Source organism: Streptomyces turgidiscabies Car8, from assembly GCF_000331005.1.
Lineage (GTDB): Bacteria > Actinomycetota > Actinomycetes > Streptomycetales > Streptomycetaceae > Streptomyces > Streptomyces turgidiscabies.
Genome location: NZ_AEJB01000327.1, coordinates 1 through 24976 on the forward strand (window position 1 = coordinate 1; position 24976 = coordinate 24976).

Consider the following 24976-nt stretch of genomic DNA (forward strand, 5'->3'; position numbering starts at 1 on the left):
TCGGCGTCCGGCCGGCCCCGCCCGACCGGATCAGGGCCGGCGCCGCCGCCGCCCGCGCCGACACGTTCGTCCGCCGGCTGCCCGACGGCTACGCCACCCCGTGCCGGGCCGCTCCCCTCTCCGGGGGCGAGCGGCAGCGCCTCGGCCTCGCCCGGGTGCTGGCCCGCGACAGCAGGCTGCTCATCCTCGACGACGCGCTGTCCAGCCTCGACACGGTCACCGAGCACCAGGTCGTCGACGCCCTGCTGCATCACTCCCCGGGCGGCACCCGGGTGATCGTCGCCCACCGGGTCTCCAGCGCGGCCCGCGCGGACACGGTGGCCTGGCTGGACGGAGGGCGGGTGCGGGCGGTGGGAACACACGCGCGACTGTGGCGGGAGAAGGGCTACCGGGAGGTGTTCGCGGATGCCGAGGAGTGAGCACTCCAGGGCACGCCCGACCGGAAAGGACGGCCTCCGCGCGCGCGGACTGAGGTTTCTGCGGCGGCAGCGGCGTGTCGTGGTCCGGCTGGTGCTGTGGTCCGTACTGGAGACCGCGCAGACCTTCCTCATGGGGTACGCCCTCGCCCGTGCCCTCGACGAGGGGTTCCTGCGCGGCCGGGCGGACGTCGGGCTCGGCTGGCTCGGGGTCGCCGTGCTCGCGGTCGCCGTGGGGGCGTACGGCACCGGACGCGTCTACGGGGCGGTCGCCGCGCTCGTCGAACCGCTGCGGGACCGGCTCGTGGAGCGGGTGGTGGCGCGCGGGGTGCGGGAGGCGGACGGCGGGGCCCTGTCCGCGCTGACCCAGCAGGTGGAGATCGCCCGGGACACCTTCGCCGGTGTCGTGATGGTGTCCCGCTCCTTCGTCTTCACGGCCGCGGGCGCGGTGATCGGGCTGGGCTCGCTGGCGCCGCCGCTGCTGCTCGTGGTCGTGCCCCCACTGGTCGTCGGCGTGGGCCTGTTCGCGGCGAGCATGCGCCCCCTGGCCCACCGCCAGGAGGCGTTCCTCGTCGCCGACGAACGGCTCGCCGACCGGTTCGGCGACGTCTGCGCCGGACTCCGGGACGTGACGGCGGGCGGCGCGGAGGAGCAGGTCGCCGCCGACGTCGGCGAACGGGTCGAGGCCGAGCTGCGGGCGGCCCGCTCACTGGCCCGCTGGGGAGTACCGCGCGTGGCGTCGATCGCCGTCGGCGGACAGCTCCCCATCGTCCTTCTGCTGCTGGCCGCCCCCTGGCTGCTGCGCGGCGGTGTCACACCCGGCGCGCTGGTCGGCGCGCTCGCCTACGTCACCCAGTCCCTGCTGCCCGCCCTGCAGAACCTCGTCCACGGCATGGGCACCAGCGGCTCCCGGCTCGCCGTCGTCCTGCGCCGCCTGGTGCCGGCCGGCGAGGCGGCGGACACGGGGGGCGGTCCGGACGCACGCCCCGCCCACAGCCCGACGAGCGCGCCCGCCCTCACAGTCTCCGGCCTCACCTTCGCCTACGGCCCCACCTGCGCGCCCGTGCTCGACGGCCTCACCTTCAGCCTGCCCCCGGGCGCGCGGCTCGCCGTGGTCGGCCCCAGCGGCATCGGCAAGTCCACCCTCGTCTCCCTGGCCGCCGGTCTCCTCGAACCCCAGCACGGCGCGATCCGGCTCTGCGGGCATCCGGTGTCCGGCAGCGCCGCCCACGCCCACCGGGTCGTCATCCCCCAGGAGGCGTACGTGTTCAGCGGGACGTTCGCCGAGAACCTGGGCGCTCTGCGGCAGGACCCCGTGCCCGAGTCCGAGCTGCTGGCCGCCGCGGAGGCGGTCGGGCTCGCCCCGCTCCTCGCCCGGCACGGCGGGCCCTCGGGCCGGCTGGACCCGGCAGCGCTGTCGGCCGGCGAACGGCAGCTGATCGCACTGACGCGGGCCTGGCTCTCGTACGCCTGTGTGGCCCTTCTCGACGAGGCGACCTGCCATTTGGACCCGGAGGCCGAGGAACGCGCCGAGCGGGCCTTCGCCTCCCGGCCCGGCACCACCCTGGTCGTGGTCGCGCACCGGATCGCCTCCGCTCGCCGCGCCGACCGCGTCCTCGTCATGGACGGCCGGCACTGCGCGTACGGGACGCACGACGAACTGCTGGAGCGCTCCCGCCTCTACCGCGATCTGGTGGGCAACTGGTCGGCGATCCCGTCCCGGGAGTCACAGCCAGCCCTCGCCCTGCGAGATACGGATGGCGTCGACGCGGTTGCGGGCCCCGGTCTTGCGGGTGATGGCCGCCATGTAGTTGCGCACGGTTCCGTGGGACAGGTGAAGGCTGCCGGCGATCTCCGCGACGGACGCCCCCTCCGCGGCGAGTGACAGGACGCTCAGCTCCCGCCGGGTGAGCGGAATCTGCGTCGCCCGGAGGAAACCGAAGCCGAGCGAGTCGTCGACGAAACGTTTCCCCGCCGCGACCTTTCGAATGGCGGACACCAGTCGCTCCGGTGCCCCCTCCCGCTCCTTGTCGACATAGCCCAGCGCGCCCGCCTCCGCCGCCCGCTTCAGCAGGCCGGGTCTGCCCGCGCTGGCCAGCACCAGCAGCCGCGGGGCGGACGCGCCCGCCCCGCGGCCTCGTAACTCGCCCAGCGGAGGCAGGCCGTAGGAGTCCGAACTCTCCAGGTCGGCAGCGCAGACATCGGGCCGCACCGCCCTGAGCCGGCTCGCCGCGCCGCGCCAGGAGGCGTCGTACACCCCCAGGTCCGACTCCTTGTCCAGCCACTCGGCCAGCACCGATCTCACCAGACACGCGTCATGCACCAGAAGCACTCGGATCACTGCAGCTCCTTCACTCGCCTCGCCCCGGGTCGTCCGCTGTCGCGTGTGCCCCCTTTTCGACTCTCACCTCCCACTGCGGCTCCCAGACGTGCAGAACAGGCCAACAGGGTGCGCGGGGGCGCACTCACGGGGCTTGCACACCGGACTCGCGCTTCCGCGCGGGGGTACGAGCCGGCGCGGATGGAAACGGAGGGCGCGGTTCCTGCCTGGCTAGGCGCTCGGGCCCGGGGCGGGTCCGGCCTTCTCGCCGTGTCCGCCCCCCTCTCACCGTGTCCGCCCCCCCTCTCGCCGTGCGCGACGGGCCGAGTGGACAGAGCCTTGACTCGGAAGCACCCGGCCGTGCGAGGAGGTGGTCCCGGTGGCTCATCGAGGGACCTCCGCACGCCGACGACCGAGGTCGGACGTCCGTTCGATCTCGTTCGGGAAGCCGCTGCTGTCGCTGGCGCTCGCCGGGATGATGGAAGAGGTCCAGGCACTCTCGGGCGCGGTGTATCTGCTGGAGCCCGGCGGGTCGGTTCTGGAGATGGCCGTCATGGCGGGACTGCCCCGGGCGTTCGCGGCGCCCTGGGAACGGGTCGGGCTCGGCGCGCCGGTTCCCGTCGCCGAGGCGGCCCGCGAGCGGCGGTTCGTGTGGGTGGGCGGCGAGGAGGAGATGGCCCGGCGGTATCCACGGGTCGCCGTCGTACTGCCCTACCCCTTCGCGCTGGCCGCCGTCCCGGTGGCGACCGCCTCGACGGTGTACGGGTCGGTCTTCGTGACCTGGCCCGGTTCGCATCCGCCGGAGTTGTCGGACCGGGACCGGCGGCAGCTCGGCGCGGCCTGCGACCGGTTGGCGCTGCGTCTGGAACGGGCCGCCGCCGAGCGCCGTCCGCTGCGGCCCGAGACGGATCTGCTGGCCATCTCGCCCGAGGCTCCGACCACCGACACCCTCGGCACGGTCGAGGCGGCACGGATGGTGTCACGGCTGCCGTACGGGCTGTGCTCCCTCGATCTGCACGGGCGGGTCTGCTTCGTCAACACGGCGGTCCCGGAGCTGCTGGGGGTCCCGGCGGGAGCGCTGCTGGGCTCCCAGTTGTGGGTGTCGGTGCCCTGGCTCGACGATCCGGTGTACGAGGACCGCTACCGCGCCGCGCTGCTCAGCCTGCACGTCACCTCGTTCGTGGCGCTGCGCCCGCCGGGCGACTGGCTGTCGTTCCGGCTGTATCCGAGCGCGACCGGGCTGAGTGTCCGGATCACCCGGGCGCGGGCGGTGGCCGAACTGGACCGGGCGGGACGCAGAACGGGCGGGCCGTCCAGTCTGGTCACGATCTCGCAGGTGCTGTCCCTGGCGGGGGCCCTCACGGAGGCGGCGGGTGTCGAGGACGTCATCCAGCTGGTCGCGGACGAGATCATGCCGGCGGTGGGCTGTCAGACCCTGGTGATGCTGGGCTCGGGGGGTGGGCGGATGCGCGTGCTGGGACATCGCGGGTACGCCGACGCGCAGCTGGTGGAGCGGTTCGACGGGCTGCCGCTGACGGAGCGGACCCCGGGGATGCAGGTCCTCACCACGGGTGTGCCCGCCTTCTTCGAGTCGAGGGGCGCATTGGAGCGGGCGTATCCGTCGGTGCGGCAGGTGCCCGGTCCGATGGCGGCCTGGGCGTTTCTCCCGCTCATCGCGTCCGGACGTCCGGTGGGTACCTGTGTACTGGGCTACGCGGAACGGCACACGTTCCCCGCCGACGAGCGCGCCGTCCTGACCAGTCTCGGCGGCCTGATCGCCCAGGCTCTGGAGCGGGCCGTGCTGTACGACGCCAAGCACCGGGTCGCGCACGGCCTCCAGGCCGCCCTGCTGCCGAGCTCCCTGCCGTCGCTGCCCGGCTTCGAGGCCGCCGGGCGCTATCTGCCCGCCACCCAGGGCATGGAAATCGGCGGTGACTTCTACGACCTGGTGTGCTCGCACGGGTGGGCCTCGGCGGTGATCGGGGACGTCCAGGGGCACAACGTGACGGCGGCCGGACTGATGGGGCAGATCCGTACCGCCGTACGGGCGTACACGACTGTCGGTCAGGCGCCGCAGGAGGTGATGAGCAGCACCAACCGGCTGCTGATCGACCTCGGCACCGAGCTGTTCGCGAGCTGTCTGTATCTGCGGCTCGATCCGGGGACCGGCCGCGCGGTGATGGCCCGTGCGGGGCATCCGCAGCCGCTGCTGAGGTATCCGGACGGGCAGGTGCGGGTGCTCGACCTGGCCGGGGGTCCCCTGCTGGGGATCGACGCTGCGGCCGAGTACCGGGCGACCGAGGTCGAGCTGTCGCCCGGCTGCGTCCTGGCCCTGTACACCGACGGGCTGATCGAGTCGCCGGGCGTCGACATCGACGAGACGCTGGCCGCCCTCGCCCGACGGCTCGCGGAGACCGGGGACCGGCCATTGGACGAACTGGCCGACGAGCTGGTCGAGTTCGGCGCGGGGGTCACGGACCGGGTGGACGACATCGCGCTGCTTCTGCTGAGGGCACGGACGGAGAGCTGACGGACGCCGGACAGGAGGGCGCCCGCGCCGGTGGCCCAGGGCCCGCGACGGATCGCCCCGAAGACACCTGGCGCGGCACGCACGCATGCGCTGACGGGCGGCCAGGACAAGGGGAAGCGCCATCGCCGTGAACGGCCCGGCAGGCGGGGCCCGCAGCGGGGACCACTGGGCCGGTGCAGGCCCGTTGGCGACGCGTGACCCTCGGCCTGGTCTGCGGGCAGCCCCGCGCACGCAGAACGGTCCGGCCCTCCCGCCGGAGGGCCGGACCGCGTCAGTGTCGGCCGGTACTACTGGTGTGGCCGGTCAGTGGTTCTCGTTGTTCCCCAGGCCGGTGCCGTCGTCGGCGCCGTTGTTGTTGGCGTTGCCGTTGTTGTTGGCGTTGCCGTTGTTGTTGGCGTTGCCGTTCTGGTCGTCGACCCCGCCGAGCTCGTCGCCGCCGACCTCTTCACCGAGGCCCGCGTCCTGGCCCGCACCGGCTTCCTCACCAGCGCCGGCCTCCTGGCCCGCACCGGCCTCTTCACCAGCGCCGGCCTCCTGACCAGCGCCGGCCTCTTCACCGGCACCGGCGTCCTGGCCCGCGCCGGCTTCCTCACCGGCACCGGCCTCTTCACCGGCACCAGCGCCGGCGCCCGCGCCCGCGTCGCCCGCGCCGATGGTCGCGCCGACGGCCGCCAGGGCCGTGGTGACCGGCTGGAAGAAGGTCTCGCCGCCGACCGTGCAGTCGCCGCTGCCGCCGGAGGTCAGGCCGATCGCGCTGCCGTCCTGGGTGAACAGCGAGCCGCCGCTGTCGCCGGCCTCCGCGCAGACGTTCGTCTGGATGAGGCCGGTGACCGTGCCCTCGGCGTAGTTCACGGTGGCGTCGAGGCCGGTGACCTCGCCGTCGTTGAGGCCCGTCGTGGAGCCCATGCGGAAGACCTGCTGGCCGACCGCGGCCTCGGCCGCCTGCGCGATGTCGACGGTCTGGCCGTTGCCGACGTCGACGGTGCTGGCAGCGACGGTCGCCGGGTCGTTGTACTTCACGAGTGCGAAGTCCCCGTCGCCCGGGAAGGTGGCCGCCTCGACCGTGGCGATGGGTTCGCCGTTCTCCGCGTCGGACCACTCGGCCGCGGCGACGCCGCAGTGACCGGCAGTCAGGAAGCCGGGCGTCCCGTCCCCGGTCACCACGTTGAAGCCGAGGGAGCAGCGGGCGCCGCCGCCGAAGATGGCGTCGCCGCCCTCCACCAGCGGCTTGAAGGTGCCCGCCGTCTTCTTGATGGTCGCCATGCCCGAGCCGAGGCTCTTGACGGTCGACTCGATCGTGTCCCAGCCGGCGCCCGTGACCGTGCTGTCGGCGGTCACCTGGATCTTGTTGGTCCGGGGGTCCAGGGCCCAGGCCGTGCCCGGGATCGTCGCCTTCGCCTTGAGTGTCTGCGCGCCGGCCTTCAGCTCGCCGATGGTGTTCTCGACCTCGCGAACTGCGGCGCCGGCCTTCTTGGCCTGGATGATGACGTTGTTGTCACCCTCGACGACGTTGACGACCAGCTGCTGCTTGTCGGTGTCGTAGTAGGAGCCCGCGAAGGCGTCTCCGAGCAACTGCTGCAGCTGCGAGGCCAGATCCGAGGCGTCCGTCGCCTTCAGGGTCTTCGGAGCCGCGCCGGCCGCGGCGTCGGTCTGGGACGCCATGGCGTTGGGCAGCAGCAGGGCCGCCGCACCGAGTGCCGCGACACTGCCCACCGCTATCGCGGCCTTACGCTTCGGAACTCGCTTGTGACTCAACTTCTTGACCTCCTGCGGGGCGGGGTCTTAGCCGCCGATCGTTCATCGGCGACCAACTGGGGCGCCTGGATGGCTGTAGGTACGGACGCGTTGCGTGGGGCGTTCAAATTATTTGCCAACTCCCTTTGCGAAACAGCGAATCGGCCATTGCCATGGCCTGACCGAGGGCCGCCCGGAACAATCACCCATATGACGATGACGCCCGCCGAAGCAGACAAGATCCTTTCCGCCAACTTCGCCCCCTGGGTCCTCGATCTCGGCCTGTCGGTCGAGGAACTGGACGAGCGCCGCGCGCTGCTGCGACTGCCCTGGTCAACCCGGTTGGCACGCGAGGGCGGCGCACTGTCGGGGCAGGCACTGATGGCCGCCGCGGACACCTCGACCGTGATCGCGGTGTCGGCGGCCCGCGGTGCCTTCGTCCCCATGACGACGGTCCAGCAGTCCACGACATTTCAGCGCGCGGTGACCGGATCCGACGTCCTGATCGAGGCGGTCCTCACGAAGCTCGGCCGCCGGACGGCGTTCGCGGACATCACGCTGACCGACGCCGGATCCGGTGGACTCGCGGCCCGAGCGAGCACGGTGTACGCCCTCCTGGGCTGACCCGGCACATGAAAGGCCACAGGAAGACACTTTCCGTAGCCACCGGGTGTCTCTGTGTCGGCCGAACCGCTCCGAATCCCGGCTCCAGGGAATCTGCACAGCGAATGCGCAGTCAGGTCACCGCATGCGACGGTTCCGCACATCCGCTCGTTACACGCCACGCCTTTGGTGGCGGACTGTCCGATTCCGCCCCGCTCCCCCGGGCCATGTGCGCACCCGGCCGCAAGGGGCGGTGTGCACCGAAGTCGTGCGGCATGTGGAGAAGTGGCCGACAAGACGTGCGCGCGCCCTCACGGTTTGGCGCTCGTGGGACACAAGTGCCCTGGTGGGGCGGTTGGTTGATTGGAAGCGCGCTGCACGGGCGTGCTTTGATCCATCGCATCGCAGGGGCCGCTGAGGTTCCGGAAACGAGCCTGGGCAGCCCTGCGGTCGCGGCCGTCATCTGTCCCCAGAGGGGGCCGCTCCCCCCTTGTGAAATCCCCCTATGAAGGGAAGTTCCCCCATGAACTCCACCCCCCAGGTTGAGACCGCCGAGCTGTCGGACGCCGCTCTCGACGCCGTCTCCGGCGGTCTGTCCCTGAACGCCGTCGGCACCGTCACGAACCTGGTGGACAGCGTTGCCCCCGGCGCGCTCCCGCTGGTCGGCACGGTCGTCGGCACCGTCGAGGGCCTCACCGGCCTGAACACCGGTGCGGTCACCAACACGGTCGCCGGTCTCTGATCGTCGCCTCGCGCCGCTGAGTCCCGGAACCGTTTCCCGGTTCCGGGACTCTCGGGTTCCACAAAGTCATGGGCCCGGCCCAGGCAAGTCTTCTTACGCGGTTCACCAGGTGAGGAAAGCCCGTGCAGTTCCGCCAACAGGCCCTCGCCAAGCTCCAGTCGGCCGAAGAGCTGGATCTTCCGGTGCGTTTCGCACGGCCGCAGGGCTGGCTGGTGCTCGCCGTCACGGTGGTCGTCATGGCCGCCGCGTCCGTGTGGGCGGTCACGGGGTCCGTCTCCTCCACCGTCACCGCGCCCGCCATCCTCACGCACGGGGAGGGCAGTTACGTCCTGCAGAGCCCCGTCTCCGGCCAGATCACCGCGGTCCTCGCCAAGGAGGGCGGGCGGCTGCCCGCCAACTCCCCTGTGCTGAAGGTCCGTACGGCCGCGGGCGAGTCGGTCGTCCGCTCGGTCGCCGCGGGCCGGCTCACCGCGCTCGCCGCCACGATCGGCCAGATCATCGGCACGGGCACGAACATCGCGGCCATCGAGAAGGTCGCCCGCACGAGCGACCCGCTGTACGCGACGGTGTACGTCCCGGCCGAGAGCGCCGCCGCGATTCCGGAGAACGCGGCCGTCGACCTGAGTGTCCAGACCGCGCCCACCCAGCAGTACGGGGTGCTGCGCGGCCAGGTGAAATCGGTGGACCGGGCTCCTCAGACGCAGGCGCAGATCGGCACGTTTCTCGGTGACAGCCAGCTCGGTGAGCAGTTCACGAAGAAGGGCCGGCCGGTCGCCGTCCTGGTGAAACTGGACAAATCGTCGTCCACGAAGAGCGGTTACCGCTGGTCCTCCGCCGAGGGACCGCCCTTCCAGCTCACCTCCATGACCCTGGCCTCGGGCTCGATCCGGCTGGCGGACCAGCGTCCCGTCGATTGGCTGCTGCCGTGAGTGCCGCACAGAACTCCCGGGCCAAACGCCGCTCGGCCCCGCCTGCGCGGACGGTCCCCAAGGGCAGCGGCAAGTCCGTGCGCACCCCGACGGTTCTCCAGATGGAGGCCGTGGAGTGCGGCGCGGCCTCACTCGCCATGGTCCTCGCGCACTACGGGCGGCACATCCCCCTCGAAGAGCTGCGTATCGCCTGCGGTGTCTCGCGGGACGGCTCACGCGCCAGCAACCTCCTGAAGGCGGCCCGGAGTTACGGTCTGACTGCCAAGGGCATGCAGATGGACACGGCCGCGCTCGCCGAGGTGAACGCGCCCGCGATCCTGTTCTGGGAGTTCAACCACTATGTCGTTCTCGACGGCATGGGGCGCCGCTTCGGCCGGCGCGGGGTGCACATCAACGACCCCGGCAAGGGCCGCCGGTTCGTGCCGATGGAGGACTTCGACTCCAGTTTCACCGGTGTCGTCCTCGTCATGGAGCCCGGCCCCGACTTCGAGCGCGGCGGGCGCAAGCCGGGTGTTTTGGGTGCCATGCCGGCCCGGCTGCGCGGTACGTCGGGCACGATGCCCGCCGCGATCCTGGCGAGTCTGCTGCTGGTGGCGGTGGGCGCCGCGATGCCCGCGCTGAGCCGCACCTACATCGACACGTTCCTGATCGGCGGCCAGACCTCGATGCTGGAGGTGCTGTTCGCGTCGATGGGTTCGTGCGTGGCACTGACCCTCGTGCTGACCTGGCTGCAGCAGGCGAACCTGCTGCACGGCCGCGTCATCTCCTCGACCCTGAGCAGCGCCCGCTTCCTGCGCCATCTGCTGCGCCTCCCGGTCACCTTCTTCTCCCAGCGCAGCCCGGCCGACCTGGTCCAGCGCCTCCAGTCGAACGACGCGGTCTCCGAGACGCTTGCCCGCGACCTCGCGGCGGCGGGCGTCGACGCGATCGTCGTCGTGCTGTACGCCGTGCTCCTCTATACGTACGACCCGCAGCTGACGGCCGTCGGCATCGGGGTCGCGCTGCTCAACATCGTGGCCATGCGGGTGGTGATCCGGCTGCGTGCGACCCGTACGGCCAAACTGCGCGCGGACAACGCCCGGTTGACCAACACCGCCTATTCCGGTCTCCAGTTGATCGAGACGATGAAGGCGACCGGCGGCGAGGAGGGCTACTTCCGCAAGTGGGCCGGGCAGCACGCGACCACCCTGGAGGAGCAGCAGCGGCTCGGGGTGCCGAGTGCCTGGCTCGGCGTGGTCGCACCGACGCTCGCGACGCTGAACAGCGCGCTGATCCTGTGGATCGGCGGGATGCGGGCCGTCGAGGGCCATCTGTCCGTGGGGCTGCTGGTGGCCTTCCAGTCCCTGGTCGTGCGGTTCACCGCTCCCCTCACCCGGCTCAACGGGGTGGCGGGCCGGATCCAGGACTTCGCGGCGGACGTGGCCCGGCTCAAGGACGTCGAGAACTTCCGGGCGGATCCGCTGTACGCCCGCCCCGGGGGCGGCGATTCGACACGCCGCCTGCACGGTCATGTCGAGCTCCAGAACATCACCTTCGGCTACAGCCCGCTCGACAAGCCCCTGCTGACCGGCTTCGACCTGACCGTCGGACCGGGTCAGCAGGTGGCGCTGGTCGGTGGCTCCGGTAGCGGCAAGTCAACTGTCTCCAGGCTGATTTCGGGCCTGTACGCGCCCTGGGAGGGCGTCATCCGGATCGACGGCCAGCGACTTGAGGACATTCCGCGCGGCGCGCTGGCGGCCTCGGTCTCCTTCGTCGACCAGGACGTGTTCCTCTTCGAGGGCAGCGTCCGCGACAACGTGGCGCTGTGGGACCCGTCGATCCCGGACGAGTCGGTGGTGGCGGCGCTTGAGGACGCCGCGCTGTACGACGTCATCACGCGTCGGCCGGGTGGGATCCACAGCCGGGTCGAGCAGGACGGGCGGAACTTCTCCGGCGGACAGCGTCAACGCCTGGAGATAGCGCGGGCGTTGGTGCGCAACCCCAGCATCCTCGTCCTCGACGAGGTGACCAGCGCGCTGGACGCGGAGACCGAGCGGACCGTGATCGACAATCTGCGCAAGCGCGGCTGCGCCTGTGTGGTGATCGCGCACCGGCTCTCCACCGTGCGCGACAGCGACGAGATCGTCGTACTCCAGCACGGCACGATCGTGGAACGCGGGCGGCACGACGCCCTGGTGGCGGCCGGTGGGGCGTACGCCGAGCTGGTCAGGGAGCGCTGAGATGACGACGGTTCACGGAGGCGACGTCGATGTCGTCCTCACCGCGCTCGGGCAGATGGGGACGCGTTTCGACCTGACCGGGCAGGGCCGCCTCGATCTGGAGGGCCCGCAGGTGCTGTGGCTGGTCGCGTCCGGCGCGCTCGACCTGTTCGCGGTGGACGCGGTGGAGCAGGGCCAGTGGCACCACATCGGCCGACTGGAGGCGGGCGCCCTGCTGCTCGGCCCGGTCACCGGACCGGACCACACCTTGGTGGCCCGCCCGGTGCGCGACTGCGTGGTGCACCGCGTCGGCCTGCGCGAGCTGTACCGGTCGCCGGGCACGGAGACCTGGTCGTACGACGAGTACGGCAACGCCCAGTACGTGCCTCCGGCGACCAGCCCGCTGGAGTACGCCCTCGCCCTGGGCGTCGGACGCGGGCTGTCGGTCCTCTTCCAGGCGCCGATGGCCTCGGAGCGGGCCGCCGCGCCGACCGACGACGACGTGTTCTGGATGCAGGTCCCGCCGGGCAGCGTGCAGTACGGGTCGCTCTACGGGGCGGAGGCCGCCGCGGATCTGCTGATGGACCCCGGGGTCTGGCAGGGCATGGTCGACCAGCAGTACCGGCTGCTCGCCACCCTCGACCGGTGGATCGAGCAGCTCGAACGCAGCCACGAGACCCGTACGGCGGCCGGCATCAAGGCGGGCGAAGCCGTCCGTGCCCAGGCAGACCGGACCCTGTTGGCGTCGATCGGCAAGCCGTCGGCAAGGCGCACGACCGCCGCCGACGCCGACGCCACGTACGCGGCCTGCAAGCTGGTCGCCGGGGCGGCCGGGATCACGCTCGCCGAGCCCGCGCAGAGCGGCACCGAGAGCGACCGGCTGGACCCGGTCGAACGGATCGCGCTCGCCTCCCGTGTCCGCACCCGGGCCGTCCGGCTCGACGGGCGCTGGTGGCACGACAACGTCGGCCCGCTGATCGGCCACCGCAGTCTGTCCGGCGCACCGGTCGCACTGCTGTGGCGACGCGGCGGCTACGTGGCCCTGCAGCCGTCGTCGGGACGCGAGACGCCGGTGGAGAAGGCGAACGCGGCGGAGTTCGAGGAGCGGGCGGTGATGTTCTACCGTCCGCTGCCCGAACGCGGGATGACCCCGCTGCGGCTGCTCCGGTTCAGCATGGGCGGCAGCCGGGGTGATGTGGTGAACCTGCTGCTGAGCAGCCTGGTGACCATCGCGATCGGGGCGCTGGTACCGGTCGCGACGGGCAAGGTGCTCGGCGAGTTCGTGCCGAAGGCGCAGACCACGCTGATCGTGCAGTTCTGTCTCGCCGTGATGATCAGCAGTGTGGTGGCGGCGGCCTTCACCCTGCTGCAGAACCTCACCCTGCTCCGGATGGAGGGCCGGATCGAGGCGACGCTCCAACCGGCCGTCTGGGACCGGCTGTTGCGGCTGCCGACGAAGTTCTTCACCGAGCGCTCGACCGGTGAGCTGGCGAGTGCGGCGATGGGCATCAGCGCGATTCGCAAGCTGCTGGCGGGAGTTGCCCCCGTCGTCACCCAGTCGGTGACGATCGCGGCGATGAACCTGGGCCTGCTCCTCTATTACAGCGTCCCGATGGCGCTGGCGGCGGTCGGCATGCTCGTGGTGATCGCCGCCGTGTTCCTCGGGCTCGGACTGTGGCAGGTGCGCTGGCAGCGGCGGCTGCTCGTCCTCTCCAACAAACTGAACAACCAGGCCTTCCAGACCCTGCGCGGTTTGCCCAAGCTGCGGGTGGCGGCAGCCGAGAACTACGCCTACGCGGCCTGGGCGGGCGAGTTCGCGCGCAGCCGGGAACTGCAGCAGAAGGTCGGCCGCATCAAGAACCTCACGACCGTGCTGGGCGCGGTGTATCTGCCGGTCTGCACGCTGCTGATGTTCATGCTGCTCGCGGGTCCGGCGCGCGGTGAGATGTCGGCGGCGGCCTTCCTCACCTTCAACACCTCGGTGACGATGCTCCTGACGTCGGTCACCCAGCTGACCGGCGCCTTCGTCTCCGGCGTGGCCGCGCTTCCGCTGTACGAGGAGATCAAGCCGGTGCTGGAGGCGACCCCGGAGGTCCGGGTAGCCAGCACCCGGCCGGGCGTGCTGACCGGGGCGATCGAGGCCCGCCGGCTCTCCTTCCGCTACGCGGACGACGGCCCCCTCGTCCTGGACGACGTGTCCTTCCAGATGCGGGCCGGCGAGTTCGTGGCGATCGTCGGCCCCAGCGGCTGCGGCAAGTCGACGCTGCTGCGCCTGCTGATCGGCTTCGACAAACCGGTCTCCGGCAGTGTGCTGTACGACGGTCAGGATCTGGGCGCGCTCGACCAGTCCGCCGTACGCCGCCAGTGCGGTGTGGTGCTCCAGCACGCCCAGCCGATGACGGGTTCGATCCTGGACGTCATCTGCGGCACCGAACCGTACACACCGGAGGAGGCGATGGCCGCCGCCGAGATGGCGGGCCTCGCCGAGGACATCAAGCGGATGCCGATGGGGCTGCACACCATCGTCCAGGGCAGCGGCGCGATCTCCGGCGGCCAGCGACAGCGGCTGATGATCGCGCAGGCGCTGATCCGCAGGCCGCGCATCCTCTTCTTCGACGAGGCGACCAGCGCACTGGACAACGAGACCCAGCGCACGGTCATCGAGAGCACCCGCGCGCTGAACGCCACCCGGGTCGTGATCGCGCACCGTCTGTCGACGGTGCTGGACGCGGACCGGGTGATCGTCATGGAGGACGGCAAGGTCGCCCAGCAGGGCCCCCCGGCCCAACTGCTGGCGGACACGGGCGGCCGGCTGCACGAACTGGTGCGCCGGCAGCTGGCGTAGGCGCGAAGCCCCTCCGGAACGCCGACGAGGGCGCCGAAGGCCCGCCGAGCCCGAAAGGGAGCCGCCGGGGTCTCGGCGTGACACCGGCGTCGGCGGGGCGGTGCCGTGGTTCGGGCGTGACCCCGGGCCCGGCGGGTGTCAGTCGGGGTCCCGGCGTGACACACAGGGCCGGCAGGAAAGCGCCGGGTCCTGACGCGACGCCCAGGACCAGCAGGGACGCGACACCGGGGCCGGCAGGGAGACGTCGGGGTCTCGACGTGGCGGACAGGAACCGCCGGTCCCGCCCGTGAGACGGCGCGCTCCGCACGAGTCGGCGCCTGACGATTCCCGGCGAGCCCCCGCTCGCGGCTCGCCGGGAATCGTCAAGGTGTCTCCGGGAGGCCCCGCCACAGGTCCGGGACCCGGCCGTCGGTGGCGTACATCTGGGTCGCCAGTACGCGTAGGGCCGCCGCGAAGAGGGAGGGGTGGCGCAGGAACTCCATGTGGATGCCGGGGAACTCCACCCACGGCACGCCGATCCGGCGGGCGATCTCGACCGACGGCCGGGCGTAGTACGTGCCCCGGTCGTCCGCGCCGGCGCCCAGGACGATGGGGAACGGGGCGGCCCGCAGCGCCCCCTCGTCGGGGTGGAAGGCGGCGAAGCCTGGCCATTCGCTGCGGAAGAGGTGGTCGGTGTTGCCGAGGAACCGTTCCCACAGGTCGGCGGGCCAGCGGTAGGAGCCCTCACCGCGAATCGTCCCGGCGAAGCGGCGGCCCGCGGCCGGGGCGCCGCCCGCCGCGTACCGGGCGGCCAGTTCGGCGAAGAAGCCGCGCCCGGGGTCGTCGTCGGGGAGGACGTTCACGGCGGGCGGTTCGTGGGCGATGAGGCCCACGAGGCACTCCGGGTGACGTGCGGCCAGGGTGAGGCCGATGATCGCGCCGCCGCTGTTGCCGAAGACCAGGGCCCGGCCGTCCGCGAGTTCGGCGACCAGCGCGTGGGCGTCGGCGGCCTGCCGCGACAGCGACATGGGCGCGCCACCGTCGCCTGTGCTGCGGGAGTTGCCGCGCCGGTCGTAGGTGATCACGGTGAAGGCGTCGGCGAGACCCTCGGCGATCCCGGAGTAGTAGCCGGCGTCTCCCCCGGCGCCGCTGATCATCAGCAGGGCCGGGCCGGCCCCGCGCACCTCGTGGTACAGCTCCGCTCCGTCGACCGTGAGTCTGCCGCTGCGCACGTCCGCACATCCTCCCTAGCGATACTTTCCCGTATCGATACTTTGCCGTTTCGATGAAAGTGGTCTAACCTCAGAGGGCAGGAGTACGAAACCGTTTCGTTTACATACTCGTAACCTCTGGTCCTCTTCGCCTTCCGTCACCACTCGTCGCTCCGGCTCCACGAGCGACCTTCCCTGGAGTGTGCTCAGATGTCCCAGTCCCTCACCGAAGGCGCCCCGAAGGGCGTCACCGACGACACGGACAAGGGGTCCGCCGCGCCGAACCCGAAGCGCTGGTGGATCCTCGCGATCATCGGTATCGCGCAGCTGATGGTCGTCCTGGACGCCACCATCGTGAACATCGCGCTCCCCTCCGCACAGGCCGACCTCGGCTTCTCCGACGGCAACCGGCAGTGGATCGTCACCGCGTACGCGCTGGCCTTCGCCTCGCTGCTGCTGCTCGGCGGCCGGATCGCCGACCTCTTCGGCCGCAAGCCCGCCTTCCTCATCGGCGTCGCCGGATTCGCCGGCGCCTCCGTGCTCGGCGGTGCCGCGAACGGCTTCGAGATGCTCGTCATCGCCCGGGCCCTCCAGGGTGTCTTCGGTGCGCTCCTCGCGCCCGCCGCCCTGTCGCTCCTCAACACGACCTTCACCGACGCGCGTGAACGTGCCCGCGCGTTCAGCGTGTACGGCGCGATCGCCGGGGCCGGCGGCGCGGTGGGCCTGCTGCTCGGCGGCCTGCTGACCGACGCGCTCGACTGGCGCTGGACGCTGTACGTGAACCTGATCTTCGCCGTCGTCGCGCTGGTGGGCGGCTGGATGCTGCTGAGCAACCACCGTGACGCCGCCAACTCCAAGATCGACGTCCCGGGCACACTCCTGGTCTCCGCCGGTCTCTTCTCCGTCGTCTACGGCTTCTCCAACGCCGAGTCGCACGACTGGAGTTCGCCGCAGACCTGGGGCTTCCTGGCCGCCGGTGTACTGCTCCTCGCCGCGTTCACCCAGTGGCAGACCCGCGCCAAGCACCCGCTGCTGCCGATGCGCGTCCTGCTGGACCGTGACCGTGCCGCCTCGTTCCTCACGGTGCTGATCTCCGGCGCGGCGATGTTCGGCGTCTTCCTCTTCCTCACCTACTACCTGCAGCTGAACCTCGGCTTCAGCCCCACCAAGACCGGCCTGGCCTTCATGCCGATGATGGCGGCGCTGATGGTCGCGGCCCAGGTGTCCACCACGATGCTGGTGCCCCGCTTCGGACCCAAGCTGATCATCCCGCTGGGCTTCACCCTCGGCGCGGCCGGTATGGCCTGGCTGACGGACATCGGCGTCGGCTCGTCCTTCAGCACCGCCGTGCTCCCGCAACTGGTGGTGATCGGCGTGGGTATGGGCACGATCATGCCGCCCGCGATGCAGCTGGCCACCAGCGGAATCGGCGCCGAGGACGCGGGAGTGGCCTCCGCGACGGTCAACACCATGCAGCAGGTGGGCGGTTCGATCGGCACCGCGCTGCTGAGCACGCTCGCCGCGAGCGCCGCGACCAGCTACCTGTCCGGCCGGAACGCGGCCGACAAGCTGGTCCAGGCCCAGTCGACGATCGAGAGCTACACCACCGCCTTCTGGTGGTCGGCCGGCTTCTTCGCCGCGGGCGCTCTGATCACCTTCCTGCTGTACCGCCCGGGCGTTCCGGTCCAGGACGAGAGCGCCGCACCGGTCGTCCACATGTGACCCACCCGGGTCGCCGAGGCCGCAGGGGCCGCCGTCCGTAGGGAGACGGCGGCCCTTCCGCCTGTCCCGGCACGTCCGCAGGTGAGTGCACAGTGCACGAAATGTCAATGAATACAGCAGCAATTCACCTTGTCGAGTGAACTAGATCTTGCGGGCGGCGTGTCAGGGATGGTCCGGACCCAGCCGGGGTAGCTACCGAGATCTAATCCGCCCCCGCCGAGGTGGAGCAGCCATGACGCCGACGGCCAACCCGTATGCCCGTACGTATACGCACGGGCCGTTCACCGTTGTCGAGGTCCTGGGTGAGATCGATCTGGCGACCGCCGGCTTCCTCGCCGAGCATCTGGACGCCGCGACCTCGCGCCCCGGCCCCGACGTGCTGGTCGACCTCCGTCACGTCGGCTTCTTCGACTGCTCGGGCCTGCGCGAACTGTGCCGGGCCGACCATCGGGCCCGCGAGCGCGGCGGGCGGCTGCGGCTGGTCTCGGACGCGCCCCGCCTCCACCGTCTGATGCGCGCCGCGGCCCTGCTTCACCGCTTCCCGCTCCTCGCCCACATCCCGGAGCCGGAGTCCGAGACGGAGTAGCGGGGACGGCCGGCCTCACTTTCCCGTGCAAGCGCAATGGGCCGGCCGGTGGCCCCACACCACCGACCGGCCCTGCTGCGAGATCGCGCGGCACCCCGCGACACAGGGTTCGCACTCCCCATCCGCATACGCCCTGCGAGGCTCACGGAAGCGCGCGACCCCGGTCTCTAGAACGTGAAGACGGCCTCCCCGAAGGTGCTCTTCACGCACTCGTTCGCGAAAGTCCGCTCGTAGGCGACCCGCTGGCCCCGCCACACGCCCTCGACGGTGACGACCACGGGTTCGTACTGCTTGGTGCACTTCACGTCACGCGACGCCGCCAGCATGTCGAAGTCCCCGCCCACGGCCCGGAGTTCGGCACAGGCCTTGGCCGCCGCCGGGTGCGTGCCCGAGGCCGTCGGGGCGCAGGTCAGGGTGACGGCCCGCTCGGGCGTGACGGTGGCCGCGGTGTCACCGTGCCCCATGGTGAACACCAGGGCCGAGGGTGCGTAGAGCCCGGAGGCGGCGGGGCCCGGGGCGGCGACGGCGGCCCCGGTCAGGGGGGCGCAGACGGCGGTGGCCGTCAGGGTCAGAGTCGCTGCCCAGCGCGCGGTGTTCGGCATTGTGTGCATCCTTCCGCTCAGTTCGTAGATGCGAATCGAAGGTCATCGGTCCGCACGAGTGCTCGATCCCAGCCGGTCGGGCCGGATCGGCGAGCGTGAGTCTGCCGAGTCCGGCGCCGAAACTCATCTCGACCCCATGCGTTTCAGTAACCTTGCGTATTGAATCAGTGGCGCGAAGTTACGTTGTTCGAACACGCGGAGCCCGCAACTGAGCGGTTGTTGATCGTCCGGGGCGACCGAGTGGCTGGATCCACCTGCTTTTTTAATCGGCCTGAAACATTCCGATTCCGCTCCGCACGGTCTCCCGGACGACCTCGTTCGTTCATGAAGCCTTGATCCCCGAGCCACCTGGCACGCCCCTCCACCGGCGGTCGGGACGCTGTCGGAGGCGCGCGCTACGTTGTGCGGCATGAGCGAATTCGTGTTGGTCGCGGGGGTACGGCTCGGGGCGTGGGCCTGGGACGAAGTTGTGGTCGAACTGCGTGCCGCCGGGCACGGGGTGCACCCGGTGACGTTGTCGGGGGTGGCGGAGCGGCGGGGCGAGCCGGCCGGGCAGCAGACGCATGTGCGGGACATCGTCGAGGAGGTGGAGCGTCTCGATCTGCGGGACGTCGTGCTCGTCGGGCACAGTTACGCGGGGATACCCGTCGGGCAGGCCGCCGAACGGATCGGTGAGCGGCTGAGGCGGGTCGTGTTCGTCGACGCGAGTGTCCCGGCCGCCGGAAAGTCGTTCCTGTGGGGCTGGGACAGCGCCGGGGTGGAGGCGTCGATCGCCGAGAACGACGGTTTCTGGCCGACCCCGGGGGCGGGCCACTTCGCGGGCCAGGGGCTCACCGACGAGCAGGTCACGCGCATCGTGAACGACTCGACGCCCCACCCCGGGGCCACCCTCACCGAGCCGGCCGTCCTCGCGGGCTCGATGTCCGACCTCCCCGCGACGTACGTCAAATGCCTGCTCGACGATCCGGAGCCGTCCGAGGACGTGGTCGAGCTGCTCAAGAGCGACCGGTGGGAGCTGGTCGAACTGGACACCGGGCACTGGCCGATGTTCTCCCGCCCGCGCGAACTGGCCGCCGCGCTGCACCGGGCGGCGACCGAAGGCTGACCAAGCGCACTGACGGAGTGTTCCGCCCCCGCCGCCCCTACCCGTCCCAGCCCGGGGGCTGCGCCCCCGGACCCCCGCTTACGGCCCTGGACGGGCCTCGTCCTCAGACGCCGGACGGGCGGGGGGTATGGGCCTGTGCTGGACAGGCCCAGCCGCGGGACCCCCGCTACCTCGAATCCGCGCCGACCTGCGCCGCCTTCCCCCGTGGCCCCCCTATCGACAGGGACTCGGGACTGGCGGTGACCGGGTCCGTCAGCCAGCGTTGTTCCGCGGAGCCGTCGCGGACCTTGACGACCACGTCCGTGTTCGGGTCGTCGGACGCGGGGGCGACGGCGAGGCCCTCCTCCCAGCGGGGCAGCAGCTCGCCCCGCACGGTGAGGTCGTAACGGACGTCGTCACCTCGCCCGGCGGACGCGGCGGCACAGCGTCCGAGGATGACGACACCGGCGTCGGCGTGCGAGTCCAGGCACAGTCCGGGGTTGGCGACACTGCGCAACAGACCGTCGTCCTCGTACGTCCACATCTGGGTCCACGCGGTCGAGCAGGGCGCCAGCCTGGTGGCGGCGCCGGCCGTGGCCTTGCCGCCCCGGATGTCCAGGCACAGGTCGGCGGTGACATTGCGCAGCCGGGTGTGCCGGGTGGCGGTGGGGTTGCCGTCCGTCGCGGGCGGCGAGGAGGACACCGCGGGCGGGGTCGGCGAGGCGCCGGGCACCGGGGCGCGTCCGCCGGTCGCGCTGGAGGAGGCGGTCGGGTCGGCGCCACTGCCGTCCTTCGGCCACAGCCCGCTGCCCAGGACCACCGCGAGGACGACGACCGAGGCCAGGCCCACGCTGGTGAACAGGGTTTTCCTGTTCCGGGTCCCGCCGCGCACCGGACGACGCGGGGAAGACATCCGTGACAGCAGATTAGGGCGCCCCCGGCCGGCCCCCCGGCCACCGGCGCTGTCTCGACTCGCGCCCCTGCCACTGCCGCCGTGTCGGCCATGGCCCCGCGCCCGCGTCCCGCTCTGGCCGCGCCCGGGCCGCGAGTCGAGATAGCGCCGGGCACCCCAGCCGAGCACCGCCTCGGCGAGCAACGTGCCGAGGCCGCTCTCGACCTGGCTCAACTGCTCTGCGGCGTAACGGCAGTAGTGGCACTCCGCCAGATGCTGCTGGACATCGGGCAGCAGCGCCCCGCCACGCCGGATGGGGACATCGAGGAGACGGTTGTAGAACCGGCATTCCTTCGACGGCGCGAATTCCCGATGGGCGCGTACACAGCCCTCGCGGAATTGTTCACGGGCCTGTTCCAGCGACGCCGCCGCCATATTCGTGTCCATGCCAAGAAGCTCGGCCGGGACATTCGCCGGATCGGCCTCCACCTCGGTGTGCCACAGCAGACACTGGGCCAGACCGGGAAGCGCCTGGAACGCCCGCTCCGCGAGCTTCCGGTTTTCCGGCGTCATGGACTTCGCGGCGCGCATACCGCGACCGCCCGCCGGTTTCGTCAGATCCGGCAGCACATCGGTTATGCGGTCGTCCGCGGACCAGTCCTTGACGATGTCACGCACGGCCACGAGGAAGCGGGGACGCAGTGCGACGGCCGACTCGGCCCGCATCACCCGCTCCAGGACCTGATGGAAGGCGGCGGCGGTGACCATGGACGAGGTCGGGGCCGACGTGGCGAGGCAGATGACCGCGTACTCGTGGGTCGCCTGCCAGTGCCGCGCCGTCAGCAGGGCGACGGCCGGGCCGGTCTCGCCCTCCGGTCTGCCTCTGAGCTGGGCGGCAAGACTCTCGTCCGATTCCCCCGGAACCCCGCCGGAGTACGGGGGGTAAGGCGGACGAGCGGGGTGGGGGTGGGGCACTGAGCGGTTTCCTTCCCACGCGCGAGTGACTCGCAGAGGTTCCGGGAAAGCCGCCCGGACGAGTCCGCGCCGACGCCGACGGCATTGTGTCCCCCCGCCCCCGGCCCCGACTGTGGCGCTGGACCGCCACCGAACCACCACCGGCGATGCGTGCCCGGCCATCCCCCCTGCACAAGTAGTTCACCCTTGCACAAGTTACTCCTGGCCAACAAGGCGCTTGGGTAACATCCATTCATTGAAGCAAAGTCAGCAACAGGAGCAACTTTCGACGCTCGTACCGCCTTTCGATGCTTTTCCCGCGCCCCGTGTGAACCGCGCACACCCGCCGGTGCGCCACGCACGCTCCCGGCGCGTGCAAGGGTGCAGTCCACTGGAACCGGCCCTTCTCGGAGGCCTCGCGCGAAATGGCGGCTCTCCCGCGCGACGGCCGCCGACCCCGTTCCTCCCGCCCTCGGTCGGCGGCCCCGAGGGCGGCCGACCGCACTATTCGGAAGTACCCCGAGAAATCCAAGAACCCGGGAGTCCAAGAACCGAGAATCGACAAAGCCACGAAGCTACGAAGCTACGAAGCGATCAGATCTGCCAGGAGCGGAGCCGGTCGGCCGCGCCGTAGACGTCGGCCTTGCCCGAGATCAGGTCGCGGGCCAGGTCGACGAGAGCGCCGTACGGCGGGTCGATGCCGACGTCGCTGACGAACATGTACGCCACGGCGGTGGCACAGGCGAAGCGGGCGTTGGCCGACGGCAGCGGCTTGAGCAGCGCGAGGGTGTGCAGCAGCGCGGCGGCCCGCCAGGCCGGGTCGGAGTCCACGCCGAGGCGCGGCGGGTCGACCCGGTGGCGGGCCACGGCGGCCACCAGCGCGGAGAAGTCGTTCACCGTGGGCTGGTCCGGCAGGACCTCTTCGTGGCGCTGGAGCAGCCACGGCACATCGATGTGGATGACGGGAGCCATCGGTCAGGCGACCCGTCCCTGACGACCCGACGCGACCGGTTCGTCCTCGGGGAACGCGGCGGCGAACTCGTCGGCGTGGGCCGCGAAGAACCGCCGGAATTCCTCGGCACCCTCCTGCAGGGCGCGGTGCCGGGCGATGTCGGCCGCCGCCGCCTCCCGCACGAGGGCCTTCATGGACGTACCGCGCTCCTTGGCTATCTGCCGCAGGTCCTCTAGCTCGCGGTCACTGAACTCCACGTTGAGAGCTGGCATGCCCCCACGGTACCGCGCCGGTACTTACCCGTAAATATGGCCAGGTCAGACCGGTGAGACGGTGGTACCGAGGGGGCGTGAACCGGCTGCTACCCCTGGTCGGCCACGAAGGACGCCATCCTGGCCAGGGCCGCGTTCCAGTTGACCGTGTGCTCGTTCGTCGACCAGGACTGGATGTCGTCGATGTAGCAGAACTGGCCGACGCAGCCCTGCAGTTTACTCTGTGCGTAGGGGTCCTGAATGCTCGAGTTGGGGCCTCCGGCAAGCGTCCCGTCCGGCGGGCTCGGCAGCTTCGGGTCGAGCTGGTGGGCGTACCAACGGCTGTGCTGCTGGTGGGAGTTGACCTCGCCGTATCCCGTCACGTACGACATGTTCAGCGCGTTGCGGCCCAGGAGGTAGTCCATGCTCTGGAGCGCGCCGTCCCGGTACTTCGAGGCGCCGCTGATGTCGTACGCGGTGGCGACGACGACGGCGTTGTTGAGGATCTGCGCGTTGGAGCCCCAGTCGTACACGTTGGCGTCGGGGGCGTAGGGCATGCCGTACGGCTGTGCCGCCAGCGTCGTCAGATAACGGTCGGCGCCCTTGAGGACGGACTGGCGGACCTTGTCACGGCCGGGGAGTCTGCTCGGGACGGTCGCCAGGTCGAGGCGGCCGGCCGCGGCGGTCCTGGCCCAGTCGAAGCCGAGGGGGACGAAGATGTCGGCCGTGTGGACCGGCGAGGTCAGGACGTACTGCTCGAACGGCTTCTCACCGGTGGTGAGATACAGCTCGGCGGCGGCCCAGTAGAACTCGTCCCGCGCGTCGGTGTCGTTGTAGGCACCGCCACCGGTCGCGTCGTTCGGGTCGGCGTGGAGATCGGGGTGGGCCAGGGCCGCCGTCCATGCCTTGCGCGCCACCGCGAGGGCCCGTGCGGCGAACGCCCGGTCGTAGGGCCGGTACAGCCGGGCCGCCTGCGCCGCCGTGGCCGCCAGGTTGAGGGTGGCTTCGGTGGTCGGCGGGTGCAGTTGGCGTTTCTGCGGGTCGTCGCTCGGCAGCAGCGGCAGCCCGGTCCACTGTTCGTCGTGGATCTTGTGGTGGGCCATACCGGCCAGCGGCTGCCCGGCGGGCACCTGCATCTTCAGCAGGAACTCCAGCTCCCAGCGCGCCTCGTCCAGGACGTCCGGCACCTTGTTGCCGCTCTCCGGGATGGCGAGCGTGCCGTCGGCGAGCTTGTCCCGCTGCCCGGTGCGGGCGTGCAGGGCTCGCTCGTACGTGCTCAGCAGCTCCCAGGTGGAGATGCCGCCGTTGACGACGTACTTGCCGTGGTCGCCCGCGTCGTACCAGCCGCCGGTGACGTCGAGGGTGTAGTCGCACACGCCAGGCTGGCACGGCACCTTGGAGTCGCCCTGGTTGGGCGCCACGTCGACATGGCCGGCGGGGCGGGCGTAGCCCGGGCGCAGATCGTCGCGGATCGCGATGCCGCTGCGCTGCGTGTAGTAGTACTTCAGCGAGTCCAGCCGCAGCCGGTCGTAGGCGCTCGCGTCGATGTCGAAGGGACGGCTCGTCTCCCCGTCGGCGACCAGGGTGAGGCCGGTGCCGCGCTTGCGGTAGGAGCCGAAGTCGATCGAGTGGACGTTCTGCCCGGACGAGGCGTCCGTGCCGCGCGGCACGGTACTGCCGTGGGCCACCGTCTTCCCGTCGGCCTTCCTCAGCTGCCAGGGCAGCGGCTGCGTGGAGCCGGTGACCAGCGTGGCGTTCTTCGGGCCGGCGGGCAGATAGGCGACCTGGTTGACCCGTACCCGGGGGCCGGTGTCGGGTTCGTACACCTCGGGCGGGACCCCGCCCACCAGCGACACGTCGTCCATGCAGAACCGGAAGGGGTCGGCGCTGCCGCCGAGCTGGAAACCGACCTGGCCCTGGGTGGTGTCGGCGGAGGCGGTGAACGTGTACGTGTAGGCGTCGCCGGACACGCTCAGCTGCGGGCTCACCTCGAAGTAGGTGTCGTACGGGGACACCGACAGGCCGACGATCGCCCGGACGACGTGTCCGGCGGGTGTGCCGGTCGCCTTGAAGGCGAACCGGTACGACTGGCCTTTGACGAGGGTGATGTCGTTCTGGCCGACGGCGGCGTCCCAGCGGTTGGTGGTGCCGCCGGGGACGTCCGCGCAGAGGCCGCCGCCGGCCAGGCCCGCGGTGACGTTGCTGGTCGTCCACCAGGGGGCGGTGGTGGTGTCGAAGGTGCCGTTCTTGACCTGCTCGATCTCCTCGGCACCGGCTGGACCGGCGGGCAGCGCGGTCAGTGCCGCCGCGAGCAGGGCGGTCACCGAAAGCAGGGTGGTTCTGCGTCGTTTCACGTCTGGGCTCCTCGGGTGAGGGTGGGGGCGCGGGTGCGAGAAGAGCGGCGCTGTGCTGTGGGAGCGCTCCCA

18 protein-coding genes and 1 pseudogene are annotated in these 24976 nt (G+C 71.3%); 11 read left to right on the top strand and 8 right to left on the bottom strand.

From position 1 onward, the window contains the following. Together STRTUCAR8_RS21770 and STRTUCAR8_RS55690 are read left to right on the top strand one after the other, a co-directional pair. The coding region (locus STRTUCAR8_RS21770; RefSeq protein WP_006378085.1) for an ATP-binding cassette domain-containing protein at nt 1–419 on the top strand (419 nt) is incomplete at its 5' end. Further along, nucleotides 406–2301: an ATP-binding cassette domain-containing protein gene (locus tag STRTUCAR8_RS55690; RefSeq protein WP_044472626.1), complete on the top strand. Its 1896-nt coding sequence runs from the start codon at nt 406–408 to the stop codon at nt 2299–2301. The genes STRTUCAR8_RS21770 and STRTUCAR8_RS55690, both read left to right, overlap by 14 nt. Here the strand turns inward: STRTUCAR8_RS55690 and STRTUCAR8_RS51770 are convergent. After that, a pseudogene (locus STRTUCAR8_RS51770) lies at nt 2227–2757 on the bottom strand (LuxR C-terminal-related transcriptional regulator); the annotation flags it as partial. The gene STRTUCAR8_RS55690 and the pseudogene STRTUCAR8_RS51770 sit on opposite strands and share 75 nt — an antisense overlap. Nucleotides 2758–3169: 412 nt before the next feature. Here STRTUCAR8_RS51770 and STRTUCAR8_RS21780 point away from each other — a divergent pair. After that, a complete protein-coding gene (locus tag STRTUCAR8_RS21780) occupies nt 3170–5266 on the top strand; it encodes a SpoIIE family protein phosphatase (protein WP_044472639.1) in 2097 nt (698 codons plus the stop codon). Between the two features lie 303 nt (nt 5267–5569). Here the strand turns inward: STRTUCAR8_RS21780 and STRTUCAR8_RS21785 are convergent, their stop codons facing one another. Beyond that, complete coding sequence (locus tag STRTUCAR8_RS21785; protein WP_048818801.1) at nt 5570–7021, bottom strand: S1 family peptidase; 1452 nt, start codon at nt 7019–7021, stop codon at nt 5570–5572. 189 nt (nt 7022–7210) lie between these two features. Between STRTUCAR8_RS21785 and STRTUCAR8_RS21790 the strand changes: the two genes are divergently transcribed. The 5 genes from STRTUCAR8_RS21790 (at nt 7211) to STRTUCAR8_RS21810 (ending at nt 14317) form a co-directional block, all read left to right on the top strand. Beyond that, nucleotides 7211–7624, top strand: coding sequence for a PaaI family thioesterase (locus tag STRTUCAR8_RS21790; protein WP_006378070.1), 414 nt, complete (start codon nt 7211–7213; stop codon nt 7622–7624). A gap of 502 nt (nt 7625–8126) precedes the next feature. Next, complete coding sequence (locus STRTUCAR8_RS21795; RefSeq protein ID WP_006378091.1) at nt 8127–8345, top strand: hypothetical protein; 219 nt, start codon at nt 8127–8129, stop codon at nt 8343–8345. Nucleotides 8346–8467: 122 nt separating this feature from the next. Continuing rightward, the gene (locus STRTUCAR8_RS21800; protein WP_006378086.1) at nt 8468–9274 is read left to right on the top strand and encodes an HlyD family efflux transporter periplasmic adaptor subunit; all 807 of its coding nucleotides are present in this window, start codon (nt 8468–8470) and stop codon (nt 9272–9274) included. After that, complete coding sequence (locus STRTUCAR8_RS21805) at nt 9271–11493, top strand: NHLP family bacteriocin export ABC transporter peptidase/permease/ATPase subunit (RefSeq protein ID WP_044472627.1); 2223 nt, start codon at nt 9271–9273, stop codon at nt 11491–11493. Before STRTUCAR8_RS21800 ends, STRTUCAR8_RS21805 begins: the two co-directional genes overlap by 4 nt. A gap of 1 nt (nt 11494) precedes the next feature. Beyond that, a complete protein-coding gene (locus STRTUCAR8_RS21810; RefSeq protein WP_006378101.1) occupies nt 11495–14317 on the top strand; it encodes an NHLP bacteriocin export ABC transporter permease/ATPase subunit in 2823 nt (940 codons plus the stop codon). A gap of 362 nt (nt 14318–14679) precedes the next feature. On the opposite strand, the gene STRTUCAR8_RS21815 is transcribed toward STRTUCAR8_RS21810, so the two are convergent. Continuing rightward, the gene (locus STRTUCAR8_RS21815; protein ID WP_006378080.1) at nt 14680–15528 is read right to left on the bottom strand and encodes an alpha/beta fold hydrolase; all 849 of its coding nucleotides are present in this window, start codon (nt 15526–15528) and stop codon (nt 14680–14682) included. 189 nt (nt 15529–15717) lie between these two features. Between STRTUCAR8_RS21815 and STRTUCAR8_RS21820 the strand changes: the two genes are divergently transcribed. Beyond that, the gene (locus tag STRTUCAR8_RS21820; RefSeq protein WP_006378082.1) at nt 15718–17229 is read left to right on the top strand and encodes an MFS transporter; all 1512 of its coding nucleotides are present in this window, start codon (nt 15718–15720) and stop codon (nt 17227–17229) included. A 232-nt stretch (nt 17230–17461) separates the two neighbouring features. Next, nucleotides 17462–17815 carry an STAS domain-containing protein gene (locus STRTUCAR8_RS21825; RefSeq protein ID WP_006378059.1) on the top strand — a complete coding sequence of 118 codons (354 nt, stop codon included), beginning with the start codon at nt 17462–17464 and terminating at the stop codon, nt 17813–17815. Between the two features lie 167 nt (nt 17816–17982). On the opposite strand, the gene STRTUCAR8_RS21830 is transcribed toward STRTUCAR8_RS21825, so the two are convergent. Then, nucleotides 17983–18417: a protease inhibitor gene (locus STRTUCAR8_RS21830; RefSeq protein ID WP_006378090.1), complete on the bottom strand. Its 435-nt coding sequence runs from the start codon at nt 18415–18417 to the stop codon at nt 17983–17985. 409 nt (nt 18418–18826) lie between these two features. Between STRTUCAR8_RS21830 and STRTUCAR8_RS21835 the strand changes: the two genes are divergently transcribed. Continuing rightward, entirely contained in the window at nt 18827–19522 is a 696-nt protein-coding gene (locus STRTUCAR8_RS21835; RefSeq protein WP_044472628.1) for an alpha/beta fold hydrolase, read from the top strand. Between the two features lie 166 nt (nt 19523–19688). Here STRTUCAR8_RS21835 and STRTUCAR8_RS21840 read toward each other — a convergent pair whose 3' ends face one another. From STRTUCAR8_RS21840 to STRTUCAR8_RS21855, 4 genes are all read right to left on the bottom strand, one after another. Beyond that, nucleotides 19689–21368, bottom strand: a complete 1680-nt coding sequence (locus STRTUCAR8_RS21840) for an RICIN domain-containing protein (RefSeq protein ID WP_006378079.1) — start codon at nt 21366–21368, stop codon at nt 19689–19691. Nucleotides 21369–21941: 573 nt separating this feature from the next. Then, nucleotides 21942–22319 (bottom strand): hypothetical protein, encoded by a 378-nt coding sequence (locus STRTUCAR8_RS21845; RefSeq protein ID WP_006378057.1) that lies wholly within the window; start codon nt 22317–22319, stop codon nt 21942–21944. Nucleotides 22320–22322: 3 nt separating this feature from the next. Continuing rightward, the gene (locus tag STRTUCAR8_RS21850) at nt 22323–22571 is read right to left on the bottom strand and encodes a hypothetical protein (RefSeq protein WP_044472629.1); all 249 of its coding nucleotides are present in this window, start codon (nt 22569–22571) and stop codon (nt 22323–22325) included. An 89-nt stretch (nt 22572–22660) separates the two neighbouring features. Then, nucleotides 22661–24904, bottom strand: a complete 2244-nt coding sequence (locus tag STRTUCAR8_RS21855) for a glycoside hydrolase family 9 protein (protein WP_006378077.1) — start codon at nt 24902–24904, stop codon at nt 22661–22663. Nucleotides 24905–24976: the final 72 nt, after the last annotated feature.

Bases quoted from the DNA above. Each gene is read 5' to 3' on its own strand.
- STRTUCAR8_RS55690 (WP_044472626.1), top strand. From the start codon at position 406: ATGCCGAGGAGTGAGCACTCCAGGGCACGCCCGACCGGAAAGGACGGC.
- STRTUCAR8_RS21790 (WP_006378070.1), top strand. From the start codon at position 7,211: ATGACGATGACGCCCGCCGAAGCAGACAAGATCCTTTCCGCCAACTTC.
- STRTUCAR8_RS21795 (WP_006378091.1), top strand. From the start codon at position 8,127: ATGAACTCCACCCCCCAGGTTGAGACCGCCGAGCTGTCGGACGCCGCT.
- STRTUCAR8_RS21810 (WP_006378101.1), top strand. From the start codon at position 11,495: ATGACGACGGTTCACGGAGGCGACGTCGATGTCGTCCTCACCGCGCTC.
- STRTUCAR8_RS21820 (WP_006378082.1), top strand. From the start codon at position 15,718: ATGTCCCAGTCCCTCACCGAAGGCGCCCCGAAGGGCGTCACCGACGAC.
- STRTUCAR8_RS21825 (WP_006378059.1), top strand. From the start codon at position 17,462: ATGACGCCGACGGCCAACCCGTATGCCCGTACGTATACGCACGGGCCG.
- STRTUCAR8_RS21830 (WP_006378090.1), bottom strand. From the start codon at position 18,417: ATGCCGAACACCGCGCGCTGGGCAGCGACTCTGACCCTGACGGCCACC.
- STRTUCAR8_RS21835 (WP_044472628.1), top strand. From the start codon at position 18,827: ATGAGCGAATTCGTGTTGGTCGCGGGGGTACGGCTCGGGGCGTGGGCC.
- STRTUCAR8_RS21845 (WP_006378057.1), bottom strand. From the start codon at position 22,319: ATGGCTCCCGTCATCCACATCGATGTGCCGTGGCTGCTCCAGCGCCAC.
- STRTUCAR8_RS21850 (WP_044472629.1), bottom strand. From the start codon at position 22,571: ATGCCAGCTCTCAACGTGGAGTTCAGTGACCGCGAGCTAGAGGACCTG.